Origin of the sequence: Reyranella sp. (genome assembly GCF_030651995.1) — a bacterium.
Classification (GTDB): Bacteria; Pseudomonadota; Alphaproteobacteria; order Reyranellales; family Reyranellaceae; genus Reyranella.
Map to the genome: position 1 here is coordinate 16,826 of NZ_JAUSBN010000085.1, position 22,843 is coordinate 39,668.

23 protein-coding genes are annotated in these 22,843 nt (G+C 67.0%); 10 read left to right on the plus strand and 13 right to left on the minus strand.

Features of this window, described 5'->3' with window-relative positions; genetic code table 11:
* The first annotated feature begins 119 nt into the window (after positions 1–119).
* Positions 120–773, plus strand: coding sequence for a polyhydroxyalkanoate synthesis repressor PhaR (gene phaR / locus Q7V45_RS25705; protein ID WP_304857202.1), 654 nt, complete (start codon positions 120–122; stop codon positions 771–773).
* A gap of 7 nt (positions 774–780) precedes the next feature.
* Entirely contained in the window at positions 781–969 is a 189-nt protein-coding gene (locus Q7V45_RS25710; protein ID WP_304857203.1) for a DUF1289 domain-containing protein, read from the plus strand.
* A gap of 133 nt (positions 970–1,102) precedes the next feature.
* On the opposite strand, the gene Q7V45_RS25715 is transcribed toward Q7V45_RS25710, so the two are convergent.
* Entirely contained in the window at positions 1,103–1,912 is an 810-nt protein-coding gene (locus Q7V45_RS25715) for an enoyl-CoA hydratase/isomerase family protein (protein ID WP_304857204.1), read from the minus strand.
* 80 nt (positions 1,913–1,992) lie between these two features.
* Here Q7V45_RS25715 and Q7V45_RS25720 point away from each other — a divergent pair, with 80 nt between their 5' ends.
* Positions 1,993–3,597 carry a serine hydrolase gene (locus Q7V45_RS25720; protein WP_304857206.1) on the plus strand — a complete coding sequence of 535 codons (1,605 nt, stop codon included), beginning with the start codon at positions 1,993–1,995 and terminating at the stop codon, positions 3,595–3,597.
* Positions 3,598–3,767: 170 nt separating this feature from the next.
* Here the strand turns inward: Q7V45_RS25720 and Q7V45_RS25725 are convergent, their stop codons facing one another.
* The 7 genes from Q7V45_RS25725 to Q7V45_RS25755 all read right to left on the minus strand — a co-directional run bounded on the left by Q7V45_RS25725 (position 3,768) and on the right by Q7V45_RS25755 (position 10,394).
* Positions 3,768–4,796 (minus strand): amino acid ABC transporter substrate-binding protein, encoded by a 1,029-nt coding sequence (locus Q7V45_RS25725; RefSeq protein ID WP_304857208.1) that lies wholly within the window; start codon positions 4,794–4,796, stop codon positions 3,768–3,770.
* A 54-nt stretch (positions 4,797–4,850) separates the two neighbouring features.
* Entirely contained in the window at positions 4,851–5,630 is a 780-nt protein-coding gene (locus Q7V45_RS25730) for a succinate dehydrogenase iron-sulfur subunit (RefSeq protein ID WP_304857210.1), read from the minus strand.
* 32 nt (positions 5,631–5,662) lie between these two features.
* Positions 5,663–7,507, minus strand: a complete 1,845-nt coding sequence (sdhA, locus tag Q7V45_RS25735; RefSeq protein WP_304857212.1) for a succinate dehydrogenase flavoprotein subunit — start codon at positions 7,505–7,507, stop codon at positions 5,663–5,665.
* A gap of 3 nt (positions 7,508–7,510) precedes the next feature.
* Entirely contained in the window at positions 7,511–7,897 is a 387-nt protein-coding gene (gene sdhD, locus Q7V45_RS25740) for a succinate dehydrogenase, hydrophobic membrane anchor protein (RefSeq protein WP_304857213.1), read from the minus strand.
* A 10-nt stretch (positions 7,898–7,907) separates the two neighbouring features.
* Positions 7,908–8,306, minus strand: a complete 399-nt coding sequence (gene sdhC / locus Q7V45_RS25745) for a succinate dehydrogenase, cytochrome b556 subunit (RefSeq protein WP_304857215.1) — start codon at positions 8,304–8,306, stop codon at positions 7,908–7,910.
* A gap of 136 nt (positions 8,307–8,442) precedes the next feature.
* Complete coding sequence (locus Q7V45_RS25750; RefSeq protein ID WP_304857217.1) at positions 8,443–9,501, minus strand: MaoC family dehydratase; 1,059 nt, start codon at positions 9,499–9,501, stop codon at positions 8,443–8,445.
* An 11-nt stretch (positions 9,502–9,512) separates the two neighbouring features.
* Positions 9,513–10,394 (minus strand): CoA ester lyase, encoded by an 882-nt coding sequence (locus Q7V45_RS25755; protein WP_304857218.1) that lies wholly within the window; start codon positions 10,392–10,394, stop codon positions 9,513–9,515.
* A gap of 68 nt (positions 10,395–10,462) precedes the next feature.
* On the opposite strand from Q7V45_RS25755, the gene pdxY reads away from it, so the two are divergent.
* Together pdxY and Q7V45_RS25765 are read left to right on the plus strand one after the other, a co-directional pair.
* Positions 10,463–11,326, plus strand: a complete 864-nt coding sequence (gene pdxY / locus Q7V45_RS25760; RefSeq protein ID WP_304857220.1) for a pyridoxal kinase PdxY — start codon at positions 10,463–10,465, stop codon at positions 11,324–11,326.
* A gap of 7 nt (positions 11,327–11,333) precedes the next feature.
* The gene (locus Q7V45_RS25765) at positions 11,334–12,029 is read left to right on the plus strand and encodes a LysE family translocator (protein ID WP_304857222.1); all 696 of its coding nucleotides are present in this window, start codon (positions 11,334–11,336) and stop codon (positions 12,027–12,029) included.
* Position 12,030: 1 nt separating this feature from the next.
* Here Q7V45_RS25765 and Q7V45_RS25770 read toward each other — a convergent pair whose 3' ends face one another.
* Complete coding sequence (locus Q7V45_RS25770; protein WP_304857224.1) at positions 12,031–12,612, minus strand: malonic semialdehyde reductase; 582 nt, start codon at positions 12,610–12,612, stop codon at positions 12,031–12,033.
* Between the two features lie 150 nt (positions 12,613–12,762).
* Between Q7V45_RS25770 and Q7V45_RS25775 the strand changes: the two genes are divergently transcribed.
* From Q7V45_RS25775 to Q7V45_RS25785, 3 genes are read left to right on the plus strand one after another with little or no spacing between them, the layout of a single operon-like run.
* Positions 12,763–13,704, plus strand: coding sequence for a radical SAM protein (locus tag Q7V45_RS25775; RefSeq protein ID WP_304857226.1), 942 nt, complete (start codon positions 12,763–12,765; stop codon positions 13,702–13,704).
* Positions 13,701–14,381 (plus strand): TIGR04283 family arsenosugar biosynthesis glycosyltransferase, encoded by a 681-nt coding sequence (locus Q7V45_RS25780; RefSeq protein WP_304857228.1) that lies wholly within the window; start codon positions 13,701–13,703, stop codon positions 14,379–14,381. Before Q7V45_RS25775 ends, Q7V45_RS25780 begins: the two co-directional genes overlap by 4 nt.
* On the plus strand, positions 14,378–14,989 hold the full coding sequence (locus tag Q7V45_RS25785; RefSeq protein WP_304857230.1) for a TIGR04282 family arsenosugar biosynthesis glycosyltransferase: 612 nt from the start codon (positions 14,378–14,380) through the stop codon (positions 14,987–14,989). The genes Q7V45_RS25780 and Q7V45_RS25785 overlap by 4 nt, the downstream gene beginning before the upstream one ends.
* Positions 14,990–15,094: 105 nt before the next feature.
* On the opposite strand, the gene Q7V45_RS25790 is transcribed toward Q7V45_RS25785, so the two are convergent.
* From Q7V45_RS25790 to Q7V45_RS25805, 4 genes are all read right to left on the minus strand, one after another.
* Complete coding sequence (locus tag Q7V45_RS25790; RefSeq protein WP_304857232.1) at positions 15,095–16,540, minus strand: tetratricopeptide repeat-containing glycosyltransferase family protein; 1,446 nt, start codon at positions 16,538–16,540, stop codon at positions 15,095–15,097.
* 260 nt (positions 16,541–16,800) lie between these two features.
* Entirely contained in the window at positions 16,801–17,814 is a 1,014-nt protein-coding gene (locus Q7V45_RS25795) for an aspartate-semialdehyde dehydrogenase (RefSeq protein WP_304857234.1), read from the minus strand.
* A gap of 97 nt (positions 17,815–17,911) precedes the next feature.
* Positions 17,912–18,883 carry a tripartite tricarboxylate transporter substrate binding protein gene (locus Q7V45_RS25800; RefSeq protein ID WP_304857236.1) on the minus strand — a complete coding sequence of 324 codons (972 nt, stop codon included), beginning with the start codon at positions 18,881–18,883 and terminating at the stop codon, positions 17,912–17,914.
* Positions 18,884–18,896: 13 nt separating this feature from the next.
* Positions 18,897–20,303, minus strand: coding sequence for a sulfatase-like hydrolase/transferase (locus tag Q7V45_RS25805; RefSeq protein ID WP_304857238.1), 1,407 nt, complete (start codon positions 20,301–20,303; stop codon positions 18,897–18,899).
* 111 nt (positions 20,304–20,414) lie between these two features.
* Between Q7V45_RS25805 and Q7V45_RS25810 the strand changes: the two genes are divergently transcribed.
* Entirely contained in the window at positions 20,415–21,626 is a 1,212-nt protein-coding gene (locus Q7V45_RS25810) for a CaiB/BaiF CoA-transferase family protein (RefSeq protein WP_304857240.1), read from the plus strand.
* Complete coding sequence (locus Q7V45_RS25815) at positions 21,623–22,837, plus strand: CaiB/BaiF CoA-transferase family protein (protein ID WP_304857241.1); 1,215 nt, start codon at positions 21,623–21,625, stop codon at positions 22,835–22,837. Before Q7V45_RS25810 ends, Q7V45_RS25815 begins: the two co-directional genes overlap by 4 nt.
* The last annotated feature ends 6 nt before the right edge of the window (positions 22,838–22,843 follow it).

Consider the following 22,843-nt stretch of genomic DNA (forward strand, 5'->3'; position numbering starts at 1 on the left):
CGCCAACGCTGCTTCCATCGGCGAAGGTTGCCTTGTCGCACTGCGGCATCGGCGCTAAGGTGGCCGCCCCTGAGTAAACGAGCGTTCACCGCGCGCGGGAACTAGAGGAGCGAAGCGTAATGGCCGACCAGGCAGTACCCGAAGGCGGACCGAAAGCGGCGCCGGTGGTGATCAAGAAGTACGCGAACAGACGGCTCTACAATACCGCGACCTCGGCCTATGTGACGCTGGATCATCTGTCCCAGATGGTGAAGGACAAGACCGACTTCGTGGTCTACGACGCCAAGACCGGCGACGAGATCACGCGTTCGGTGCTGACGCAGATCATCTTCGAGGAAGAGAGCAAGGGCGGCCAGACGCTGCTGCCGATCCCGTTCCTGCGCCAGCTGATCTCCTTCTACGGCGACAGCCTGCAGGGCGTGGTGCCGCAATATCTCGAAATGTCGATGACGCAGTTCGCCCGCAACCAGGATCAGATGCGGCGCTACATGCAGAACGCCTTCGGCTTCAATCCGTTCCAGCAGTTCGAGTCGATGGGCAAGCAGAACATGGCGATGTTCGAGAACGCCATGCGGATGTTCAACCCGTTCGGCACCGCCCCCGGCAGCACGCCCCCCGGTGAGCAGGCCTCCCCGCCGGCGGCCGCCAACGGCCACGAACCGGCCAAGCCTGCCGAGACTTTGGCGCCCTCAGGCGACGCGGCCATCGACGACCTGAAGCGCAAGCTCGACGAGTTGCAGAGCCAGCTCGCGGAACTCGGCAAGAAACCCTGACGGCACCATGACGTCGTCGCCAACATCCGCGGTCCGTCGCGTGATGTCGCCCTGCATCGGCATCTGCAAGCTCGACCAGAAGAGCGGCTTGTGCCTCGGCTGCCGGCGCACGATCGACGAGATCGGCCGCTGGGCCATGCTCGACGACCCGGCGCGTCAGGCCATCGTCGATCAGTTGCCGACGCGAAAGCTCTGACGTCTTCCGAATCCTTGTCATCGCGGGCGGGGTAATCCCCGCCCTGGAGCGCAGCGAAGGATCTAACGCCAGCCACGCAGTACTTTGGTCGTGAGGTTAGGTCCTTCGCTGCGCTCAGGACGACAAGAAATGGCTAGCGCCCCTTGAACGACGGCTTGCGCTTCTCGCGGAACGCCGCGGTGCCTTCCTTGTAGTCCTCGGTAAGACCCGTCAGCACGTTCTGGTCGGCATCCATGTGGCTGCCGAGATCGTCGAGCGCATGGGCGAGTCTGTTGACCGTGGTCTTGGTCATGCGCACCGGAATGGGCGGCTGGCGGGCGATGCGCTCGGCGAATGCCATCGACGCAGCGAGCGCTTGGCCGTCCTCCACGACGGTCTCGACGAGGCCCCAGTCCAGCGCGTCCGCCGCGCCGATGCGGTCCGACGCCAGGATCACCGCCTGCTTGGTGCGCGCCGGGCCCATCAGCGCCAGCATGCGCGGGATCGAGCCCCAGCTCATGTTCATGCCGAGTTCGATCTCGGGAATGCGGAAATGCGCCGAGCGGCCGCAGGTGCGGAAGTCGAGCGACACGACGAGCGCCGCGCCGCCGCCGATGCAATGGCCCTCGATCGCGGCAATCGTCACCTGGTCCATGTCCTGCCACGCCTTGCACATCTTCGGCCCCAGCCGCTGGCGATGGATGCGCTCGCCGATCGGCAGCCCGTCGCGGGCCCGACCGTCGCCGTCCTTGAGGTCGAAGCCGGCCGAGAACGCTTTCGCCGAACCGGTCAGGATCACGACCGAGGTTTCGAGATCGTCCTCGAATTCGCGCGGCACGTCGCGCAGCTCGCGCATAGCCTGCTGGCTCAGCGCATTGATGTTGTCGCCGCGGTCGAATCGCACGACGGCGATACGCCCCTGCGGCCCCAGCCCCTTCTCGATCTTCACGAACTGACGGTCCATCGTGCGCGTTCCCTCCGCATTTCGCGCGAGCCTAACGGCTCGCCTTTACAAGGGCGAGCCGCTTCGATTGACTGGCCTGCATGTCGAAAGCCATCGAGTCCACCGTCTTCGAGCGGCGCGTCAACGCGTTGTTTGCCCCTTACACCAAGCCCGGTTCGCCGGGCGCCGTCGTCGGCGTGATGCGCGATGGCGAGATCGAGTTCTGCAAGGGCTTCGGCCTGGCCAGCATCGAACTCGGCGTCCCGATCCGTGCCGACACGCGCTTTCGCATAGCCTCCGTGAGCAAGCAGTTCACGGTGACCGCCGCCCTGATGCTGGCGGCCGAGGGCAAACTCAAGCTTTCCGATCCGCCGCACAAGTATCTGCCCGAGCTGCCGCCGCTGCCGGTGACGATCGACCAGATGATGCGCAATTCGAGCGGCCTGCCCGACTTCCTCGAGCTGCTGCGGCTGGGCGGCCATGGACTGGACAAGCCGGCGCGGCCCGAGGATCTGTTCGACGCCTGCACGCGCAACCGGCACCTCAACTTCGCGCCGGGCAGCCGCTTCCTCTACAGCAACACCAACTTCCTGCTGCTGGGCCTGATCGTCGAGAAGCTGACCAAGAAGAAGCTGGGCGAGGTGCTGGCCGAACGCATCTTCAAGCCGCTCGGCATGGCGCACACCTCACTGGTCGCCGAGATCGACGCGGTGATTCCGCACCTCGCCACCGGCTATCTCGGCGACCGCGAGCAGGGCTTCCGCCGCGCCGCGCACGCCTATCCGCAGGGCGGCGAAGGCGGGCTCACCTCGACCGTCGAGGACCTGCTGATCTGGAGCCAGCACTTCGACAAGCCCTTCCTGGGCAAGACGATCCCGGCGCAGCTCACCGCCATCGCCGGCCTCACCGGCGGCCACGCCAACAACTACCGGCGCGGCGTCGCCGTCGAGGAGTTGCGCGGCCTGCAGACGGTCGGCCATGGCGGCCTGTGGCCGGGCTTCCGCACGGAATTCCTGCGCGTGCCCAAGGCCGGTCTCACGGTCGTGGTGATCGCGAACCTGGGCAGCATCGATCCGTGGCGACGCGCCCGCACGATCGCTGCGCTCGCCCTCGAGGGCGACAGGCGGATGAAACCGGCGCTGGCCCCGATCACGGCGGCCGAGATCAAGCCGCTCGCCGGGACCTGGTTCAATGCCGGTGAGCCATCCCTCTTCGATCTGGCGTGGCACAACGGTGAAGCCACCGTGACGCAGAACGGCCTGCCCTTCGCGCTGGGCCGCCGCGCCGGCAGCTGGCTGGCGGCCGAGCGCGGCTCCTATGAGTTCGCCCTGAAGCCCGGTCCCAAGGGCACGCTGAAGGTCGATCTCGGCGCGGGACGTGTCCTGACGTTCAACAAAGTGGGCAAGCGCGCGGCCGTGCCGGCCGACCTCGCCGGCACCTACGTCTCGTCCGACTGCGCCGCCGTGTGGCGCATCGCCCGCGACGGCAAGGACTGGCAGATGGAAGTCGGCGGACCGTTGATCTCGGGCGGTGCGCCGTGGATCGTGCGCGGCCTCGATGCCGACACATTGGAGGTGGAATCGCCGGGCAGCTGGATCAAGGCCACCCAGCTCGCCCATCTGGTCCGCGACAGCGACGGCCGGATCGTCGCACTCGAGGTCTCGACCGGCCGCATCAAGAAGATGCGGTTCGATCTCACGCCGTAGAGTTCTCGACTCCTCCTCATCCTGAGGAGCCGTGCGCAGCACGGCGTCTCGAAGGATGGGCAACAGACGTGGTGCTCGTGCCCACCCTTCGAGACGCGCTCCGATGGAGCGCTCCTCAGGGTGAGGTAATTGTTGGAAAGCTTGGGTGTGTCTTTCCTATCGAGAGAATCTCAGCGGAACGGAATCGCGTACATCAGGCCGCCGTTGGTCCACAGCGCGTTCTGGCCGCGTTCGAGCTTGAGCGGCGTGGCCGGGCCGACGTGGCGGTCGTAGCTCTCGCCGTAGTTCCCGACCTGCTTGATGACGTTGTACATCCACTTCTCGTCGACGCCGGTGGCCTTGCCGTAGCCCGGCGTGACTCCCAGGAAGCGCTTCACTGCGGGATCGTCGCTCTTCAGCATCTCGTCGACGTTCTTGGACGTGATACCCATCTCTTCGGCCTCGATCATGCCCATCAGCGTCCACTTCACCAGGTCGAACCACTGGTCGTCGCCGTGGCGGACGATCGGGCCGAGCGGCTCCTTGGAAATGCGCTCGGGCAGGATGACATGCTCGCCCTTGCCGGCGAGCTGGCCGGCACGCACCGCGGCGAGGCCCGAGGCGTCGGTCGTGTAGGTGTCGCAACGGCCGGAAGCATAGGCCTGCAGCAGCTCGTCGAGCTTCTCGATCAGCACCGGCTTGAAGGTCATCTTGTTCTTGCGGAAGTAATCCGCGAGGTTGAGCTCGGTGGTGGTGCCCGGCTGCACGCAGATCGTGGCGCCGTTCAGCTCCCTGGAGCTCTTGATGTTGCTCTTGGCCGGAACGATGAAGCCCTGGCCATCATAGAAATTGACGCCCGCGATGTTGAAGCCGAGCGAGGTGTCGCGCAGCAGCGTCTGCGTCGCGTTGCGGGTGATGACGTCGACCTCGCCCGACTGCAGGGCGACGAAGCGCTGCTGGGCGGTGGTCGGCGTGAACTTGACCTTCTCGGCGTCCCCGAACATCGCCGCGGCGATGGCCTTGCAGAGATCGACGTCGAGGCCGGTCCACTTGCCCTGGCTGTCGGCGAAGGAGAAGCCCGCCAGTCCGGTGTTCACCGCGCACTGGACGAAGCCCTTGGCCTTGATGGCGTCGAAGGTCTGGCCGGCCGACGCCGGTCCTGCGACAAGCGCCGCCGCGCCGGCGAGCGCGGCCATTGCCGTGATGGATTTGAATGACATTGCTGAAGCCCCCTGTTTGTCCCGGTGGCTCCAGCGTAGCAAAAGACGCGCCGCCTAGATCGTGCGTTCGACCATCAGCTTCTTGATTTCGGCGATCGCCTTGGCCGGATTGAGGCTCTTGGGGCAGGTCTTGGTGCAGTTCATGATCGTGTGGCAGCGATAGAGCCGGAACGGGTCCTCGAGATTGTCGAGGCGCTCGCCCTTGGCTTCGTCGCGGCTGTCGGCAATCCAGCGATAGGCCTGCAGCAGGATGGCCGGGCCGAGATAGCGATCGCCGTTCCACCAGTAGCTGGGGCACGAGGTCGAGCAGCAGAAGCACAGGATGCATTCCCACAGCCCGTCGAGCTTGGCGCGCTCCTCCGGCGACTGCAGGCGCTCGCGCGTCGGCGGCTGGGTGGTCGACTTCAGCCACGGCTCGATCGAGGTCAGCTGGGCGTAGGGCACGTTGAGGTCGGGCACCAGGTCGCGCACCACCGGCATGTGCGGCAGCGGGTAGATCTTGATGTCGCCCTTCACCTCGTCGATGAACTTGGTGCAGGCGAGCGTATTGGTGCCGTCGATGTTCATCGCGCAGGAGCCGCACACGCCCTCGCGGCAGGAGCGCCGGAAGGTGAGCGAGCTGTCCATCTCGTTCTTGATCTTGATCAGCGCGTCGAGAACCATCGGCCCGCAGGTGTCCATGTCGACTTCATAGGTGTCGACCGACGGGTTCTTCCCGTCTTCCGGAGTCCAGCGATAGACCTTGAACTTCCGGATGTTCTTGGCGCCCGCCGGAGCGGCGTAGGTCTGGCCGACGCCGACCTTGGAATTGGCGGGAAGAGTGAACTCGGCCATGTCGTCCTCTCGAACTCAGTACACGCGGGCGGTTAGTACACGCGGGCTTTTGGCGGGAACGACTGAACGTCGTTGCTCATCGGCTGCAGGTTGACCGGACGGTAGTCGATGCGGGTCTTGCCGGTCTTCTCGTCAACCCAGACGACCGTGTGCTTCAGCCAGTCCTTGTCGTTGCGGTCCGGGAAGTCCTCGTGCGCATGGGCACCACGGCTTTCCTTGCGGTTGGCGGCCGAGCGGATCGTGCCCTGCGCCTGGAGGATCAGGTTCTCGAACTCCAGGGTCTCCATGAGATCGGAATTCCAGATCATCGAGCGGTCCTTGACGCGGACGTCGTCCTTGCCGGCGAACACCTTGTCCATGTTCACGCAGCCCTCGTCGAGGGTCTTGGTCGTGCGGAACACCGCGCAGTCGTTCTGCATGGTCTTCTGCATCTGGGCGCGCAGCTGGGAAGTCGGCGTGCCGCCGTTCGAGTGCCGGGCCTTGTCGAGGCGGGCGATCGCCTCCTCGCCGGCGCGCGGCATGTCCTTGTGCGGCTGGCCCGGCGTCAGCAGCTCTGCCACGCGGTTGGCGGCGGAGCGGCCGAACACGACCAGTTCGAGCAGCGAGTTGGAGCCCAGGCGGTTGGCGCCATGGACGCCGACCGACGCCGCCTCGCCCAGCGCCATCAGGCCGGGAACGACGGTGTTGGGATTGCCGTCCTTCACGGTCATCACTTCGCAGTGATAGTTCGCCGGGATTCCGCCCATGTTGTAGTGGCAGGTCGGCAGGATCGGGATCGGCTGGCGGGTCACGTCGACGCCTGCGAAGATGCGCGCGGTCTCGGCGATGCCCGGCAGGCGCTCGTGGATGATCTTCGGATCGAGATGCTCGACGTGCAGTTCGATGTAATCCTTGTTGGGACCGCAGCCGCGGCCTTCGCGGATCTCGACGGTCATCGAACGGCTGACGACGTCGCGCGAGGCGAGGTCCTTGGCCGACGGCGCGTAGCGCTCCATGAAGCGCTCGCCGCTCGAGTTGGTGACGTAGCCGCCTTCGCCGCGAACGCCCTCGGTGATCAGGCAGCCCGCGCCGAACACGCCGGTCGGATGGAACTGAACGAACTCGAGATCCTGCAGCGGCAGGCCGGCGCGCAGCGCCATGGCGCCGCCGTCACCGGTGCAGGTGTGGGCCGAGGTCGCCGTCTGGTAGACGCGGCCGTAGCCGCCGGTCGCCAGCACCACCTTGTGGGCGCGGAAGCGATGGATCGTGCCGTCGTCGAGGTTCCAGGCCATGACGCCGCGGCAGACGCCCTCGTCCATGATCAGGTCGAGGGCGAAATACTCGATGAAGAACTCGGCGTGGTTACGCAGCGACTGCTGGTAGAGCGTGTGCAGGATCGCGTGACCGGTACGGTCGGCCGCGGCGCAGGTGCGCTGGGCGATACCCTTGCCGTATTCGGTCGTCATGCCGCCGAACGGGCGCTGGTAGATCTTGCCCTCGGGCGTGCGGCTGAACGGCACGCCATAGTGTTCAAGCTCGATGATCGCGCCGATGCCGTCGCGGCACATGTATTCGATCGCGTCCTGGTCGCCGAGCCAGTCGGAGCCCTTGACCGTGTCGTACATGTGCCAGCGCCAGTCGTCCGGGCCCATGTTGCCCAGCGCCGCCGAGATGCCGCCCTGCGCCGCCACGGTGTGGCTGCGGGTCGGGAACACCTTGGTGATGCAGGCCGTCTTGAAGCCCTTGTTGGCCATGCCGAAGGTCGCGCGAAGACCCGCACCGCCGGCACCGACGATGACCACGTCATACTCGTGATCGATCACCTTGTAGGCGGTGTTGCCGATGTTGACGATTCCCGCGACGGGTGGGTTGCTCTTGCCGCTGCTCGCCTCGGCCATGACTTAGCCTCCGAATCCGATACGCATGCTGGCCACGGTGGCGGCCAGCCCGAAGAATACCGCGATGAACTTGATCGCCACGATCAGCGCCAGCTTCACGCCCTCATTGTGTACGTAATCCTCGATCACGACCTGCATGCCGAGTTGGCCGTGATACAGGCCGATGCAGATGGTGAGGATCAGCAGCACCATGACGAACGGCGAACTGAGCCATGAGCGGGCCATTCCATAGTCGGCACCGCTCAGCATTACGAGCGAGACGGCGAACCAGATCACGAGCGGGATCAGGGCGACCGCCGTGAGGCGCTGCATCCAGAAATGATGCACGCCGCTCTTGGCCGAGCCGAGACCGCGCGCACGGTTGAGAGGGCTTCTAAGATCGCTGTTCATGGGAGGCTCCTCAGATCAGCCGCAGGCCGACGATCCACGAGATCGCCGTCGCCACGAGGGAAACCGCCACCACGATCCAGCCGCTGCGGTAGGCGTCCTTGATCTCGAAGCCGTATCCCATGTCCCAGAAGAGATGCCGGATGCCGTTGAACAGGTGGTAGAACATGCAGAACAGCCAGCCGCCGAGCACCAGGCGGCCGACGATCGAACTGTTGAAGGCCTGGAACCTCGCATAGGTCTCGTAGCTCCCGGCAGCGCACACGACCCAGACCGTGAGGTAGAGCACGCCCAGCGACAGGGCGATGCCCGTCGCGCGATGCAGGATCGAGAGTGTGGAGGTGAGCTGCGGGCGATAGACCTGCAGATGCGGGGAAAGCGGCCGATGCACCGGCCGGTTGGCGACGCTCATCCGAGATGACCTCTAGTGCCGAATATCGGCTGGCGCTGTTTTTAGCGCGCAGCCGCATCAAGTCAACGAATGTCGGCGTCGCACGCTTGTTAAGCCCCGGATTTGCAAGCGAAAATCCGCCTGCCGAGCGGCGATTCTAGGCAACGCGTCTCGGCATGAGCAGCCAGTAGTCGAGATCGAGCACGACGGCGGGATGGTACTTGCCGGCCGTATCTTTCCCCGGCCACGAACCGCAGGGGCAATCCTTTGCAGCAATGCTTCTCACTCGCAACGCACCGACATCGTTCCGACCCGGCAGCGCCGCCGTCTCGAGCACCTCGGACCAGGCATAGATGGTGTCGCCGCCAAAGGTCGGGCCGACGTGGCTGCCCGCGTTGAAGGCGGCGACCCGGACGCCGTTGGCCAGCCCGTTGAACGACAGCGCCCGCATCAGCGAGATCACGTGGCCGCCATAGGCGAGACGGCGGCCGAAGCGCGTGTCCTTGCCGGCGAAGGCGTCGAAATGCACACGCGCGGTGTTCTGGTAGAGGCGCGTCGAGAACATGTGGTCGGAATCCTCGAGCGTGATGCCGCTCACATGGTCGATGCGCTCGCCCGGCACGTAATCCTCCCAACGATGGGAGGAACCGGCGGCGCCATCGTCGTAGCCGGCGAGCGACAGGCCCTCCGGCACGATGAGATCCTCGGGCTTCACCGACGGCGCCGTCTTCGGCACGGTGGGGGCCTGCACCGGCGCCTGCGGGTCGCGCTTGTGCACCATCACCCAGCGCACATAGTCGAGGACCATCTCGCCTTTCTGGTTCAGGCCAGTCGAGCGCACCCAGACGACGCCGCTCGCCTTGTTGGAATTCTCGCGCAGGCCCAGCACGGTCGACTTCGCCGACAGCGTGTCGCCCGGATAGACCGGCACGCCCCAGCGGAATTCGGCGTAGCCGAGATTGGCCACGGCGTTCAGCGAGATGTCCGGCACCGTCTTGCCGATCACGACATGGAAGACCAGCAGATCGTCGAGCGGCGCGCGCGGCAGGCCGATCGCCCGGGCGAACACGTCCGACGAATTGATGGCGAAGCGCGAGCCGTACAGCGCGATGTTCAGCGCCGCATCGGCCTCGGTCAGCGTCCGCGGCGTGGCATGGTGGAACTCCTGCCCGACCCGGAAATCCTCGAAGAAATTGCCGTTGCTGGTCTTGCTCATGCTCCTGGGGCTCATGCGGCGGCCTGCAGCTCCTTGATCGCGGTGGCGAGCGCCAGCGCGCGCTCGGCCTGCTCGACGTGAAGGTTCTCGATCATGCGTCCATCGACGGTGACGACGCCCTTGCCTTCGGCCTGGGCCGCCTTGAAGGCCGACACGATCTTGCCCGCCATCTCCAGCTCGGCAGCCGACGGTGCGAAGACCTCGTTGCACGGCTCGACCTGGCTCGGATGGATCAGCGTCTTGCCGTCGAAGCCCATCTCCAGCCCCTGCTGGCAGACGGCGCGGAAGCCTTCGGCATCCTGGATGTCGTTATAGACGCCATCGAGGATGGTGAGGCCGTGGGCGCGGGCGGCGAGCATGCCGAGCCCCAGCGCCGTGATCATCGGCAGGCGCATCGGCGTGTGGCGCGCGCGCATGTCCTTCACCAGATCGTTGGTGCCCATGACGAAGAGCGTGAGCCGCGGATGCGAGCCCGCCACCTCCTCGGCGCGCAGGATGCCCTTGGGCGTCTCCATCATCGCCCATACCGCCATCGACGGAGGCGCACCGGCGGCGTCGAGCAGGCCGATGACGCTGGCCACCTCGGCCGCGCTCTCGACCTTCGGCACCAGAACCGCGTCGGCGCCGGACCTGGCGATCGCGGTGATGTCGGCCGCGCCCCAGGGCGTCCCGAGCCCGTTGCAGCGGATCGCGATCTCGCGCTTGCCATAGCCCTTGCTCTGCGCCGCGGCGACCACATTGGCCCTCGCCGCCTCCTTGGCATCGGGCGCCACGGCGTCCTCGAGGTCGAAGATCAGCGCATCGGCCGGCAGGGTGCGTGCCTTTTCCAGCGCTCGCGTATTGGCGCCGGGCATATAGAGCACACTGCGGCGCGGACGGACGGACTTCGACATCACTGGGCCTCCCCGAAAACGCGGCGGACTATAATGACGGCCTTCCTTGTGGCAAGGTGGCGCCGGCCATGCGCTTCCTGTCCCTCCAGAGCCATGTCGCCTACGGCTACGTCGGCAATCGTGCGGCAACCTTTCCTCTGCAACGATTGGGCCACGAAGTCTGGGCGGTGAACACGGTCGAGTTCTCGAATCACACGGGCTATGGCGCCTGGCGTGGCCGTGCGGCCTCGGCGGAGCAGGTCGCCGAGATCGTGCAGGGCATCGAGGCGCTGGGCCAGTTCTCGCGCTGCGATGGGCTGCTGACCGGCTATGTGGGCGACGCGGCGCTGGCCGATGTCGTTCTGGATACCGCACGCCGCGTGCGGGCGGCCAACCCGCGCGCCGTCTGGTGCTGCGATCCGGTGCTGGGCGACATCGACACCGGAATCTACGTCAAGCCGGGTATCGACGCCTTCTTCCGCGACCGCGCGATCCCGGCCGCCGATCTGGTGACGCCCAACCATTTCGAGCTCGAACACCTGACCGGCCGGACCGTCTCGACCATGAGCGAGGCGCTGTCGGCCGCACGCACCCTGCTCCGGGGAGAGCCACGGGGGCCGCGACTCGCGCTCATCACCAGCCTGCGCCGCGCCGATGCCTCGGCCGACACGATCGAGATGGTGGCGGTGACGCCCGACGCGGCCTGGCGGGTCGCGACGCCGATGATCGGCTTCGAGATCGCGCCGAACGGCACCGGCGATGCGGTCGCCGCCCTCTTCACCGCCCACTGGATCGGCGGCGACGATGTCGCCGACGCGCTGGGAAAGGCCGCCTCGTCGATCTTCGCGGTCCTGGAGGCCACGCAGGCGATGGGCGAGCGCGAATTGCAGCTGGTGGCGGCGCAGGACCGGCTGGTCGCGCCGCCGCGCGCCTTCAAGGCCGAGAAGCTGTAGGCGCGCGATGACCGTGCCGGGCTTCGTCTTCAGTCCGCTCTCGCTCGCCATCGAAGGCGCGGCGATCGGCTTCCTCATCGCCGTGCCGGTCGGGCCGGCGGCCGTCCTCTGCATGCGACGCTCGATCACCGTCGGCGCCATGGCGGGCTACATGACCGGCATCGGCGCGGCGCTGGGCGATGCGGTTTTCGGTGCCGTCGCGGCGTTCGGCCTGTCCTTCGTGCAGCAGTTCGTGATCGAGCGCGAAGCCTGGCTGCTGGGCATCGGCGGTCTCGTGCTGGTGATCATGGGCTGGACCACGATGCGTCACCGGCCGCGCAACGTCGGCGATCCGGTCGCCGACGACCGCGAGCACAAGTTCTCGACGCATTTCCACTATGCCAGTTCGAGCTTCTTCATCACCGTGTTCAATCCTCTTACCGTGATGGCCTTCGGCGCCGCCTTCGCCGGCCGCAACCTGGCCGGCGTCGGCGCGAGCCTCCCCGACGCCACCCTGCTGGTCGCCGCCGTCTTCTGCGGTGCCCTGGCCTGGTGGACGATCATCTGCACGGCGGCCGTGGCGCTCCGGGGCCGCTTCACCGGCGCCGGCCTGCTGTGGCTCAACCGCGGCTCCGGCGCCGTCATCCTGGGCTTCGGGCTGGCGGCGCTGATCTCGCTGCTGCCGCTGCCCTGGAAGCAGATGGGACGCGCCCTCGGTCTCTAGCTCAGGCGAGCGTGCAGACCTCGTCGAACGCGAAGCGCGGGCTGCGGGCAAACACCTTGGAGTGATCGCCGTAGCCGATGTTGCACAGGAAGTTCGTCCTGAACTTGCCATCGGGGAAGAAGGCCGCATCGACCTTGGCGTTGTCGAAGCCGCTCATGGCGCCGCAATCGAGGCCGAGCGCGCGGGCCGCGACGATCAGGTAGGCGCCCTGCAGGGTGCCGTTGCGGAACGCGGTCGGTTCGGCCGACGGCTTGCCCTTGAACCAGTGGATGGCGGTCTGGTCGTGCGGAAACATCCGCGGCAGGTGCTCGAAGAACTCCGGGTCGTACGCGAGGATGGCCGTCACCGGCGCGGTCATCGTCTTCTCGGTATTGCCCGCGCTCAGCGCCGGCTTGAGCCTCTCCTTGCCCTCCTTCGTGCGCACGAAGACGATGCGTGCGGGCTGGCAGTTGGCCGAGGTCGGGCCCCATTTCATGAGGTCGTAGATCTCGTGGAGTTTTTCGTCGGTCACCGGCTTGTCGAGCCAGCCATTGTGCGTGCGGGCGTCGCGGAAGATCGTGGCAAGCGCCTTGTCGTCGAGCATTCAATTCCCCTTGAAAGTTGGTGGACCGTAACGAAGCTTCATCGAACGGTCGAGACGCGCACATGTGATCGAGTTACCGACCCGAACCCGGCATTCCATTGCACGAATTGTGCTAGCGTCGGTCCGCCAACGTCTGCGCAGGGTTCATGGATGCTGCCCGTTCTGCTTGATCCCGCGAAATTCAAGGATGCCTCGATCACCGCCCGGGGCGAGACACGCGCGCATGTCGGCCTTAAGGCGCTCGAGACGCTGTGGGTCAACACCGGCACCCTGTGCAACCTCACCTGCCGGAACTGCTACATCGAGTCCTCGCCCCGCAACGACCGGCTCGTCTACCTCACGGCCGCCGAGGTCGCCTCCTACCTCGACGAGATCGAACGCGACGGTCACGGCACGAAGCTGATCGGCTTCACGGGCGGCGAGCCCTTCATGAATCCCGACCTGCCCGCGATGCTGGACGATGTGCTGTCACGCGGCCTGAAGGCCATCGTGCTGACCAACGCGATGAGGCCGATGCACAAGATGAAGCCGGCGCTGCTCGACCTGCTGGCCCGGCATGGCCGCGGCAACCTCGCGATCCGCGTTTCGGTCGATCACTACGAGAGAGAGCTGCACGAGGAGGAGCGCGGCCCTCGCAGCTGGAAGCCGACCATCGACGGGCTGGTCTGGCTGGCCGAGGCGGGGTTCGACGTGCATGTGGCGGGCCGCCATTTCTCGAACGAGACCGACGACGAGGTCCGCGCCGGCTACGCTCGCCTGTTCGCCCGGCTGGGCGTGCCGATCGACGCCGGAAATCCCGCGACCCTGGTCCTGTTCCCCGAGATGGATCCGACCGTCGACGTGCCGGAGATCACGACGGCCTGCTGGGGCATCCTGAGGAAGTCGCCGGACAGCGTGATGTGTGCGTCGGCCCGCATGGTGGTGAAGCGCAAGGGCGCGCCGCGACCTGCCGTCGTGGCCTGCACCCTGCTGCCCTACGATCCGCAGTTCGAACTGGGCGAGACCCTGGCCGAAAGCGTCGGCGAGGTCCGGCTCAACCATCCGCACTGCGCCAGGTTCTGCGTCCTGGGCGGGGCCGCCTGCAGCGCGTGACGACGGCGGTCGACATCGTCATTCCGACGTTGAACGCGGGCGCGTCGCTCGGCTCTGCCTTGGCGGCACGCCCCGCCCATCCCAATCTCGCTTTCCCGACGACGATCTGCGACGGCGGCTCGCGCGACGACACGGTTGCGATTGCGCGACGGGCGGGCGTGGCGGTGGTGACGGCAGCGGCGGGCCGGGGCGGCCCGCTCGCTACCGGAGCCGCAGCCGGTCGCGCGCCCTGGATCCTGTTCCTGCACGCCGACACGCGACTGCAGAGTGGCGCCGGCAACGTCATCGCCCGCTTCGTCCGGTCGACCGCCGGCAAGGCCGGCTACTTCCGGCTGCGCTTCGATTCGGAGGAAGCCGGCGCCCGACGAGTGGAACGCCTCGCGGCCTGGCGCTGCCGCAGCTTCGGCCTTCCCTATGGCGATCAGGGCCTCCTGATGTCTCGTCCACACTATGAACGCCTCGGCGGCTTCCGACCGCTGCCGCTCATGGAAGACGTCGACCTGGTGCGCCGCATCGGCCGGGACAATCTCGTTCCTCTCGACGCCGACGCGCTCACCTCGGCGGCCCGCTATCGGCGGGACGGCTGGCTGCTGCGTCCGTTGCGAAACCTGACCTGCCTCACGCTCTACTTCGCCGGCGTTCCGCCGCAGACCCTGCGACGTCTCTACGGCCGATGAAGCGCCATCTCGTCATCTTCGCCCGCGCGCCTCAGGCCGGCCGCGTGAAACGCCGTCTGGCCACGGAGATCGGCACGATGGAAGCCGCCCGCTTCTATCGCCGCATCCTCGGCGAGCAGATCCGGCGGATGACGCGCGATCCGCGTTGGACGGTCTGGCTGTCGGTGACGCCCGACACCGCACTCCGCCATCCCGCCTGGCATCTGGTGCCCGTCACGCGGCGAAAGCCCCAACGGCAGGGCGATCTCGGGCGGCGCATGAAGCTGCCCTTCGCAACGCTGCCCCCTGGGCCGGTGGTCCTCGTCGGCAGCGACATCCCGGCCCTGCGCGCGTCTCACATCGCGCGGGCGTTCGCCTTGCTGGGTCGGCACGATCTCGTCTTCGGCCCGGCACGCGATGGGGGCTTCTGGCTGGTCGGGGCGCGGCGCGTGCGGCCGCTGCCTCGTTCACTGTTCGCCGACGTGCGCTGGTCGACGCCGTCGGTGCTCGCCGACACGCTGGCAGGCCTCCCACGACACATCGCCACCGCACTGGCCGATACGCTCGATGACGTCGACGATGCCGAGGCGCTGCGCAACGTAACCGCCCAAAACCTCCCGTCGTTCTGAGCGGAGTGAGCGAAGCGAACGCAGTCGAAGAACCTCTTTTCCGGCGCACAGCGTGTTGGTGCGAAAACAGGTCCTTCGACTAAGCCGCCCTTCGGGCAGCTTCGCTCAGGACGACGATGGAGTGATGGTGCACTTCTTCAGCACGTCGAGTTCGCGCCGCAGGTCCGTGAAGACGTCGTGCCAGGTGCCGGGGACGATCTGCCGGAAGTGACGCGCCGAGGGATACCAGGGCGCGGCGGTGCCGCCGAGCTGCCAGCGCCAATCCGCGGTGGAAGGCAGCAGCACCCAGGTCTTCACGCCCATCGCCGCGGCGAGATGCGCCACCGGCGCGTCGATCGAGATGAGAAGGTCGAGCTGTGACAGGGCGGTTGCCGCCTCGGCGAAATCGAAGATGCCGCGGCCGACATCGTGCACCAGGCCGCCGGCGCCGAACGCCTGGATGTCCTTCTGGTGGACGCCGCCCTGCAGGCTGAAGAACAGCAGCTCCGGATCGCCCGAGAGCGCCAGGAAGTGCTCGAACGGCACCGACCGCTGGTGATCCTGGGCCTGGCCCGGCATGGCCGCCCAGTAGATGCCGATGCGCAACTTCGCCCGCTCCAGCCGGCCGAGCTTGATGCGGCTTTCCTCGGGCGCTCTGAGATAGGGTGGCTCGGCGGCAAGCGCCACGAAATCGGCGCGGCAGAGATGCGGCAACGAGACCAGGGAAGCATGGAGGTCGAACTCGGGGACCTTCTCGCCCTCGGCCACGACCTCGTCGATGTAGTCGGCCGAGCGCAGAAGATCCTTCAGCAGGGCCTGACACAGCACGACGACGGTGGCGCCGCGCCGCTTCAGCTCGCGGGCGAAGCGCACGAACAGCAGCACGTCGCTCAAACCCTGTTCGGGATAGAGCAGGATGCGCTTGCCCTGCACCGGCTCACCCGCCCAGGCCGGCTGGACGAAGTCCGGCGTCGGCGTTTCGGGCAGGCGCTTGCGGATCTCGTAGGCGTCGAAACCCACCGCGAGCTCGCCGCGCATCAGGAGCGTGATCGCGAACTCGACGCGCGCCCGCCGATTGTCGGGATGGATCGTCAGGGCCCGGCTGAAGCAACCGATCGCTTCGTCGAGCCGGCCGAGATCGCGCAGGCAGAGCGCCAGGTTGAAGAAGCCCTCGGCGTAATCGCGGCTGAGCGCAATCGACCGGTAGTGATGCTTCACCGCCTCGTCGAGGCGATGCACGGCGCGCAGCGCGTTGCCGAGATTGGAATGCAGGGCCGGATTCCCGGGATCGGCCGCCAGCGACAGGCGATGATGCGACACCGAGGCTTCGAGCTTGCCGGCGAGGCGCAGGGCGACGCCGAGGTTGTTGTGCAGCTCGGCGTGATCGGGACGAACCGCCAGCAGCCGCAGGTAGGAGGAGATCGCCTCGTCGAGGCGCCCCGCACGATGCGCCTGCGACGCCAGGCGCAGTTGCTGGACGAAGCTGTCGGCTGCCTTGCCGAACAACGGCGTCGGCGCGCCGGAAGCCGCGGATTCCCGCTTCGTCGGATGGATGTGGGGCGCGTCGTTCACGCTCGCAGTCTACCTCAGCACCCCCTCACAAGCATCCGCCCTCAAACGAAAATGGCGCGGACCGGGAGGTCTGCGCCATTCGATATCTGGATCACCACCAACAACCTCATGCTGAGGAGGCTGCCCCTCGAGTACCTCGGGGTAAACTCCGCAGCCGTCTCGAAGCATGGGCCGCACGCACCGCGTCTGTTGCCCATCCTTCGAGACGCGCTTCGCGCTCCTCAGGATGAGGGCGTGCGGGTTACCTGGTACCGCGCCACCTAGATGTAGCCCTTGATCAGTTCTTCGGCGATCTGGACAGCGTTCAGCGCCGCGCCCTTGCGCAGATTGTCGCTGACGACCCACATCGCCAGGCCGTTCTCGACCGTGGGATCGGAGCGGATGCGGCTCACGAATACGCCGTCCTGGCCGGTGACTTCCTTCGGCGTGACATAGCCGCCGGGCTCGCGCTGGTCGACCACCAGGACGCCGGGCGCCGCCGCGAGGATGCGTCGCGCCTCGTGATCGTCGAGCGGCCGCTCGAGCTCGAGGTTCACCGCCTCGGCATGGCCGACGAAGGTCGGCACGCGCACGCAGGTCGCGTGGACCCTGATCTTCGGATCGAGGATCTTCTTGGTCTCGACCACCATCTTCCATTCTTCCTTGGTCGAGCCGTCATCCATGAAGACGTCGATCTGGGGAATGACGTTGAAGGCGATGTTCTTGGTGAACTTCACCGGGTCGAGCGTCTGGTTGACGAAGAAGCTCTTGGTCTGGCTGACCAGCTCGTCCATCGCTTCCTTGCCGGCGCCGGAGGTCGACTGGTAGGTCGACACGACGACGCGCTTGATGCCGGCCGCGTCGTGGATCGGCTTCAGCGCGACGACCATCTGGATGGTCGAGCAGTTCGGGTTGGCGATGATGCCTCGGCCCTTGTAGCCGGCGATCGCCTGCGGATTGACCTCGGGCACGACCAGCGGCACGTCCGGATCCATGCGCCAGTAGGAGGTGTTGTCGATCACGATGGCGCCGGCCTTGGCGGCGCGCGGGCTGTGCTCGGCCGACACCTTGGCGCCCGGCGAGCTCAGCACGATGTCGATGCCCTTGAAGTCGAACTTGGCGAGGTCCTGGACCTTCAGGACCGATCTGTCGCCGAACGACGCCTTCAGGCCGACCGACCGGGACGAGGCCAGCGCGACGACATCATCGGCCGGAAAGTTCCGCTCGGCCAGGATCTGCAACATTTCGCGACCGACATTGCCGGTCGCGCCGACGACGGCGACTCTGTAGCCCATGACTATATGCGCCTAGCGTGCGCGCACCCCTGATTGAAGGACAGGGGGAGATACGCGCAAGGCCCTGCTTTGGCAAGGATACGGCCCGCGCGGCCTGCTACTCGGCCGTCGCGCCCGAGGCCTTGATGATGGGCAGCCACAGCGCGAGGTCGTCGCGGACCAGCTTCTGCGCAGCCGCCGGCGAGCCCGGCGGCAGCATCCCGATGCCCTGTCCCATCATCTTCTCGCGCACCTGCGGCAACTGGCCGATGCGGTTGATCTCTGTATTGAGACGCGTGATCACCGGCTCGGGCACGCCGGCCGGGACGGCGAAGCCCATCCAGGTGTTCACGACGTATTCCTTGACCCCGGCCTCGATCATCGTCGGCGCGTCGGGCAGGAGGGTGGAGCGCGACTCGCTGGTCACGGCCAGTGCCTTGAGCTTGCCGCCCTTGATCAAGCCGATGACCGTCGGCGTGTTGAACAAGCCCATCGCCACCTCGCCGTTGGCGACGGCCTGGATGCCAGCCGGCGTCGCGCGATAGGGCACGTGCTGCAGCTTCACGCCAGTCCGCAACTCCAGCAGCACGCCGGACATGTGGTGGCTGGTGCCGACGCCACCCGACGAGTAGGTGAGCTCGCCCGGCTTGGCGCGGGCCTGCGCCAGCAGGTCGGCCACGGTTCTGGCCGGATTGTCGGGTGAAACGATCAGGACGTTGGAGACCCCGCCGGTCACCGCGACCATCGCGAGGTCCTTCAGCGGATCGTAGCCCGGAGTCTTGTAGAGGCCGATGTTGAACACCATCGTGCCCTGCGAGACCAGGCCCATCGTGTAGCCGTCGGCCGGGGCGCGGGCCAGCTCGGCGGTGGCGATCGTCCCGCCTGCGCCAGTCTTGTTGTCGACCACGACGGTCTGTCCCAGAGACTTGCCCAGTTCCTCGGCGAAGACGCGCGCGACGATGTCGGCCGTGGCGCCGGGCGCCAGCGGCACGATCATGCGGATCGGCTTGGCGGGCCAGGCCTGCGCCATGCTCCTCGTCGAGACGACGGCCAATCCGGCCGCCAGGAGGCTTCTCTTCGTCAGGACCATGGCTTTCAGTCTCCTAGAGGCCGACCGACTTCGCGACCAGGGCAGAGAGCTGCTTGCGCAGGCGCGCGACCAGCCCCTTCTCCGATCGCTTGCCGATCAGGTTTTTCATTTCGTAGGGATCGCTCTTGAGATCGTAGAGTTCGTCGCACGCGACGCCGTCGAGCGATTTCTGCGTCCAGTGGATGTACTTGTGACGCTTGGTGCGGATCGCCTTGTAGCTCATGCCCACGAGCCACGGCATGGCGTTCTCGCTGAAGTATTCGCACATGAACGAGGTGCGCCATCCCTTTGGCTTGGCGCCCTTTGCCAGAGGCTTCAGCGACTGGCCCTGCATCGTCTTGAAGTCGGCCGCCTTGCCGCCGGCGAGGTCGACCAGGGTCGGCGCGATGTCGAGCGCGAGGACCAGCTCGTCGTTCACCGTGCCCGGCTTGAACCAGGCGGGGTAGCGGATCAGGAACGGCGACTTGATGCCTTCTTCGTAGGCAAAGCGCCGCTCGGGCCCAAGTCCGTGCTCGCCGAAGAAGTAGCCGTTGTCGCCCAGGAACAGGATGAAGGTGTTGTCGAGTTCGCCGTTCTCCTCGAGCAGCTTGAGGATGTCGCCCATGCCCTCGTCGACCGAGGCCATCATGGCGGCGCGCAGGCGGATTTCCTCGTCGGTGCCGGCCAGGATTCCATCCAGCACCTTGCGCGAGGCGTCGTTGACCCGGAGCGCATGGGCTTCCGTCCAGGCCGGCTTGTCCTTGACGACATCGGCCGCCGGGAGCGCATTGGGCCGGCGCGGAAAGTGCTCGCCCTTGTAGAGGTCGGCATGGCGCGGCGCGGGACGGTAGCCGCCGTCGGTGAAGTCGATCGTGCCGTCGGCCGCCTGGAAGGCGTCGGGATGCACGGCCTTGTGCGCGAAGAACAGCGCGAAGGGCTTGTCGCGCTTCTTCTTCAGGAAGTCGACGGCGTGACCGTTCAGCAGGTCGGTGATGTAGCCTTCGTACTTCTTCTCCTTGCCGTCGATGTTCAGCACCGGATCGATGATCGACCCATGGCCCGGAAAGCTCACCCACTTGTCGTAGCCCGGCCGCGGACCGCCGGAATTGCCCATGTGCCACTTGCCGATATGGGCGGTTTCGTAGCCCAGGCGCTGCAGGATCACGTGGTAGTTCGGCAGGCGATGGCTGTGGGCGTCGCGCGCCACGTTGTCGATGATGCCGTGGCGGCTGGCATACTGGCCGGTCAGGATCGATGCGCGGTTGGGCGAGCAGAGTGGCGTGGTGTGGAACGCCGAGGTGAACATCGCGCCTTCATGGCCGACTCGGTCGATGTGCGGCGTCTTCATGTAGGGATGGCCGCAGATCCCCAGCTCGTCGAAGCGGAGGTCGTCGATCAGAACGATCAGAAAATTCGGTTTGCGCTTCTTGGCCACGATCACGTCCCCGCTCTTGATTTCCGGCAAGCACACCGCGTGCCGAAATCAAATTAGCGAGCGGTGTTGACGGCGGCCAGAGCGTCGCGCCCATATCGGCCGCGAAAGGGAGAATCCATGACCGAGACTGCCCTGCCGCTGGCGGGATTGCGCGTACTGGACATCAGCTCGTTCATCGCCGCACCGGCCGCGGCCGTCGTGCTGGGCGACTGGGGCGCCGACGTCATCAAGGTCGAAGGACCGGAGGGCGATCCCAACCGCCGGATCATGCACGATTCGTCGAACTATCCGAAAAGCGAGGTCAACTATCCCTGGCAGATGGATTCGCGCAACAAGCGCTCCATCGTGCTCGACCTCAAGCAGGCGGACGCCCGCGCGGCGCTGGACCGGCTGATCGCGGTCTCCGACATCCTGATCTGCAACTTCCCGCCGCCGGTGCGCGACAAGCTGAAGCTCGCCTACGACGACGTGAAGCCGGTCAACCCGAAACTGATCTACGCATCCCTCACCGGCTACGGCGAAAGCGGCCCCGATCGCGACCGGCCGGGCTTCGACGCCACGGCCTACTTCGCCCGATCGGGCCTGCTCGATGCCCAGCGCTACGAAGGCGGGCCGCCGGGCGTGCCCGGCCCCGCGCAGGGCGATCGCGCCACGGCGATGGCGCTCGTCTCGTCCATCCTCATGGCGCTGATCCACCGCATGAAGACCGGCGAAGGGTCGTGGGTCGGCACGTCGCTGCTCGGAAACGGCCTCTGGTCGTGCGGCGTGATCGCCCAGGCAGCCCTCGTCGGCGCCTTCCTGCCGCACCGGCCGCCGCCCGACCGGCCACGCTCCGCGCTGGGCAACATCTACCGCACGGCCGACGACCGCTGGCTGCAGCTCACCATCGTGCGCGCCGACAAGCTGTGGGCGCCGCTCTGCCGCGCGATGGGACTGGACTCGCTGATCGACGATCCGCGATTCGCCAGCGAGCCCGAGCGTCGCCTCAGAGCCGGCGAACTTGCCGGCATCCTCAGCGACACCTTCGCCACGCAGCCCTACGAGCACTGGCGCGAGGCGCTGGCGGCGCACAGCGTCACCTTCGGCGTCATCAGCCGCCCGCAGGACGTGCCCGACGATCCGCAGGCGGTGGCCTGCGGCGCCGTGGTCGACACGGCGATTCCCGACATGCCGCGCACCCTGGCCGATCCGATCCGCCTCGGCTTCGCCAGCCAGCGCATCGCGCATCCCGCGCCGGAACTCGGCGAGCACGGCGATCAGGTGCTGCGCGAGGCCGGCGTCAGCGCGCAGGAAGTAGCGGCCCTCAAGGCCAGCGGAGCGCTTCGATGACGCCGGACGAACCACTGCCGCTGGCCGGACTCACCGTCCTCGACATCAGCTCCTTCATCGCCGCCCCCGCCGCTGCCGCCGCGCTGGGCGACTTCGGCGCCGACGTCATCAAGATCGAGCCGCCGGTCGACGGCGACCCGCACCGCAACAGCTTCCGCAACGCCGGCTATCCGCAGAGCGACCGGAATTTCCCGTGGCAGCTCGACGGCCGCCACAAGCGCTCGCTGGCGCTAGACCTAAAGACCGACGGCGCCCGCACGATCCTCGAACGGCTGCTGAAGCGCGCCGACGTGATGATCGTCAACTTCCCGCCGCCCGCCCGCGAGCGGTTGCGCCTGCGCTGGGAAGACATCGAGCCGATCAACCCGCGCCTCGTCTACTGCTCGCTCACCGGCTATGGCGAGACCGGCCCCGACCGCGACCGGCCGGGCTTCGACATCACCGCCTATTTCGGCCGCTCCGGCATCCTTGATGCGGCACGCTACGACGGCGGCCCGCCGGGCGTTTCGCTGCCGGCGCAGGGAGACCGCGCCACCGCCATGACCCTGGTGGCCGCGATCCTGATGGGCCTGCGGCGACGCGACCAGACCGGCAAGGGCGGCTGGGTCGGCACTTCGCTCTACGCCAACGGCGTCTGGGCCAACGGCACCACCGCCGCCGGCGCGCTGGTCGGCGCGCAGCTGCCGGTGCGCCCGCCGCCCGACAGGCCGCGCAACGCGCTGACCAACCTCTACCGCACCCTCGACGATCGCTGGCTACAGCTCCTGATGGTCCGCGACGACCGGCTCTGGGCCACGTTCTGCGACATCATCGAACGGCCCGAGCTGACGGCCGACCCGAGATTCGCCGGACGGCCGGAGCGGCGCGAACATGCCCAGGAACTGCACGACCTGCTGGCGCCGGTGTTCGCCGCACGTCTCTATGCCGACTGGGAAAAGCGCCTGTCGGGCACCGGCATTCCCTTCGGGGTGATCGGGCGGCTGGCCGACGTGATCGACGACGAGCAGGCTGAACACGCCGGAATCTTCGCCGCCACGACCAATCCCGCGATCCCGCGCACCGTCAACACGCCGATCCGCCTAGGCTTCGCCGCACCGCGCACCGCCGGCCCACCCCCCGAGGTCGGGCAGCACAATGACGAGGTGCTGCGCGAGACCGGCTTCAGCGAAGCCGAGATCGACGCCCTCAAAAAGTCCGGCGCTTTGGGGTAGTCTCTC

Bases quoted from the DNA above. Each gene is read 5' to 3' on its own strand.
- Q7V45_RS25795 (WP_304857234.1), bottom strand. From the start codon at position 17,814: ATGGGCTACAGAGTCGCCGTCGTCGGCGCGACCGGCAATGTCGGTCGC.
- Q7V45_RS25755 (WP_304857218.1), bottom strand. From the start codon at position 10,394: ATGTCGAAGTCCGTCCGTCCGCGCCGCAGTGTGCTCTATATGCCCGGC.
- Q7V45_RS25800 (WP_304857236.1), bottom strand. From the start codon at position 18,883: ATGGTCCTGACGAAGAGAAGCCTCCTGGCGGCCGGATTGGCCGTCGTC.
- Q7V45_RS25710 (WP_304857203.1), top strand. From the start codon at position 781: ATGACGTCGTCGCCAACATCCGCGGTCCGTCGCGTGATGTCGCCCTGC.
- sdhC (WP_304857215.1), bottom strand. From the start codon at position 8,306: ATGAGCGTCGCCAACCGGCCGGTGCATCGGCCGCTTTCCCCGCATCTG.
- Q7V45_RS25770 (WP_304857224.1), bottom strand. From the start codon at position 12,612: ATGCTCGACGACAAGGCGCTTGCCACGATCTTCCGCGACGCCCGCACG.
- Q7V45_RS25750 (WP_304857217.1), bottom strand. From the start codon at position 9,501: ATGAGCAAGACCAGCAACGGCAATTTCTTCGAGGATTTCCGGGTCGGG.
- Q7V45_RS25765 (WP_304857222.1), top strand. From the start codon at position 11,334: ATGACCGTGCCGGGCTTCGTCTTCAGTCCGCTCTCGCTCGCCATCGAA.
- Q7V45_RS25815 (WP_304857241.1), top strand. From the start codon at position 21,623: ATGACGCCGGACGAACCACTGCCGCTGGCCGGACTCACCGTCCTCGAC.
- sdhA (WP_304857212.1), bottom strand. From the start codon at position 7,507: ATGGCCGAGGCGAGCAGCGGCAAGAGCAACCCACCCGTCGCGGGAATC.
- Q7V45_RS25725 (WP_304857208.1), bottom strand. From the start codon at position 4,796: ATGTCATTCAAATCCATCACGGCAATGGCCGCGCTCGCCGGCGCGGCG.
- phaR (WP_304857202.1), top strand. From the start codon at position 120: ATGGCCGACCAGGCAGTACCCGAAGGCGGACCGAAAGCGGCGCCGGTG.
- Q7V45_RS25715 (WP_304857204.1), bottom strand. From the start codon at position 1,912: ATGGACCGTCAGTTCGTGAAGATCGAGAAGGGGCTGGGGCCGCAGGGG.
- sdhD (WP_304857213.1), bottom strand. From the start codon at position 7,897: ATGAACAGCGATCTTAGAAGCCCTCTCAACCGTGCGCGCGGTCTCGGC.
- Q7V45_RS25775 (WP_304857226.1), top strand. From the start codon at position 12,763: ATGCTGCCCGTTCTGCTTGATCCCGCGAAATTCAAGGATGCCTCGATC.
- pdxY (WP_304857220.1), top strand. From the start codon at position 10,463: ATGCGCTTCCTGTCCCTCCAGAGCCATGTCGCCTACGGCTACGTCGGC.
- Q7V45_RS25785 (WP_304857230.1), top strand. From the start codon at position 14,378: ATGAAGCGCCATCTCGTCATCTTCGCCCGCGCGCCTCAGGCCGGCCGC.
- Q7V45_RS25730 (WP_304857210.1), bottom strand. From the start codon at position 5,630: ATGGCCGAGTTCACTCTTCCCGCCAATTCCAAGGTCGGCGTCGGCCAG.
- Q7V45_RS25720 (WP_304857206.1), top strand. From the start codon at position 1,993: ATGTCGAAAGCCATCGAGTCCACCGTCTTCGAGCGGCGCGTCAACGCG.
- Q7V45_RS25810 (WP_304857240.1), top strand. From the start codon at position 20,415: ATGACCGAGACTGCCCTGCCGCTGGCGGGATTGCGCGTACTGGACATC.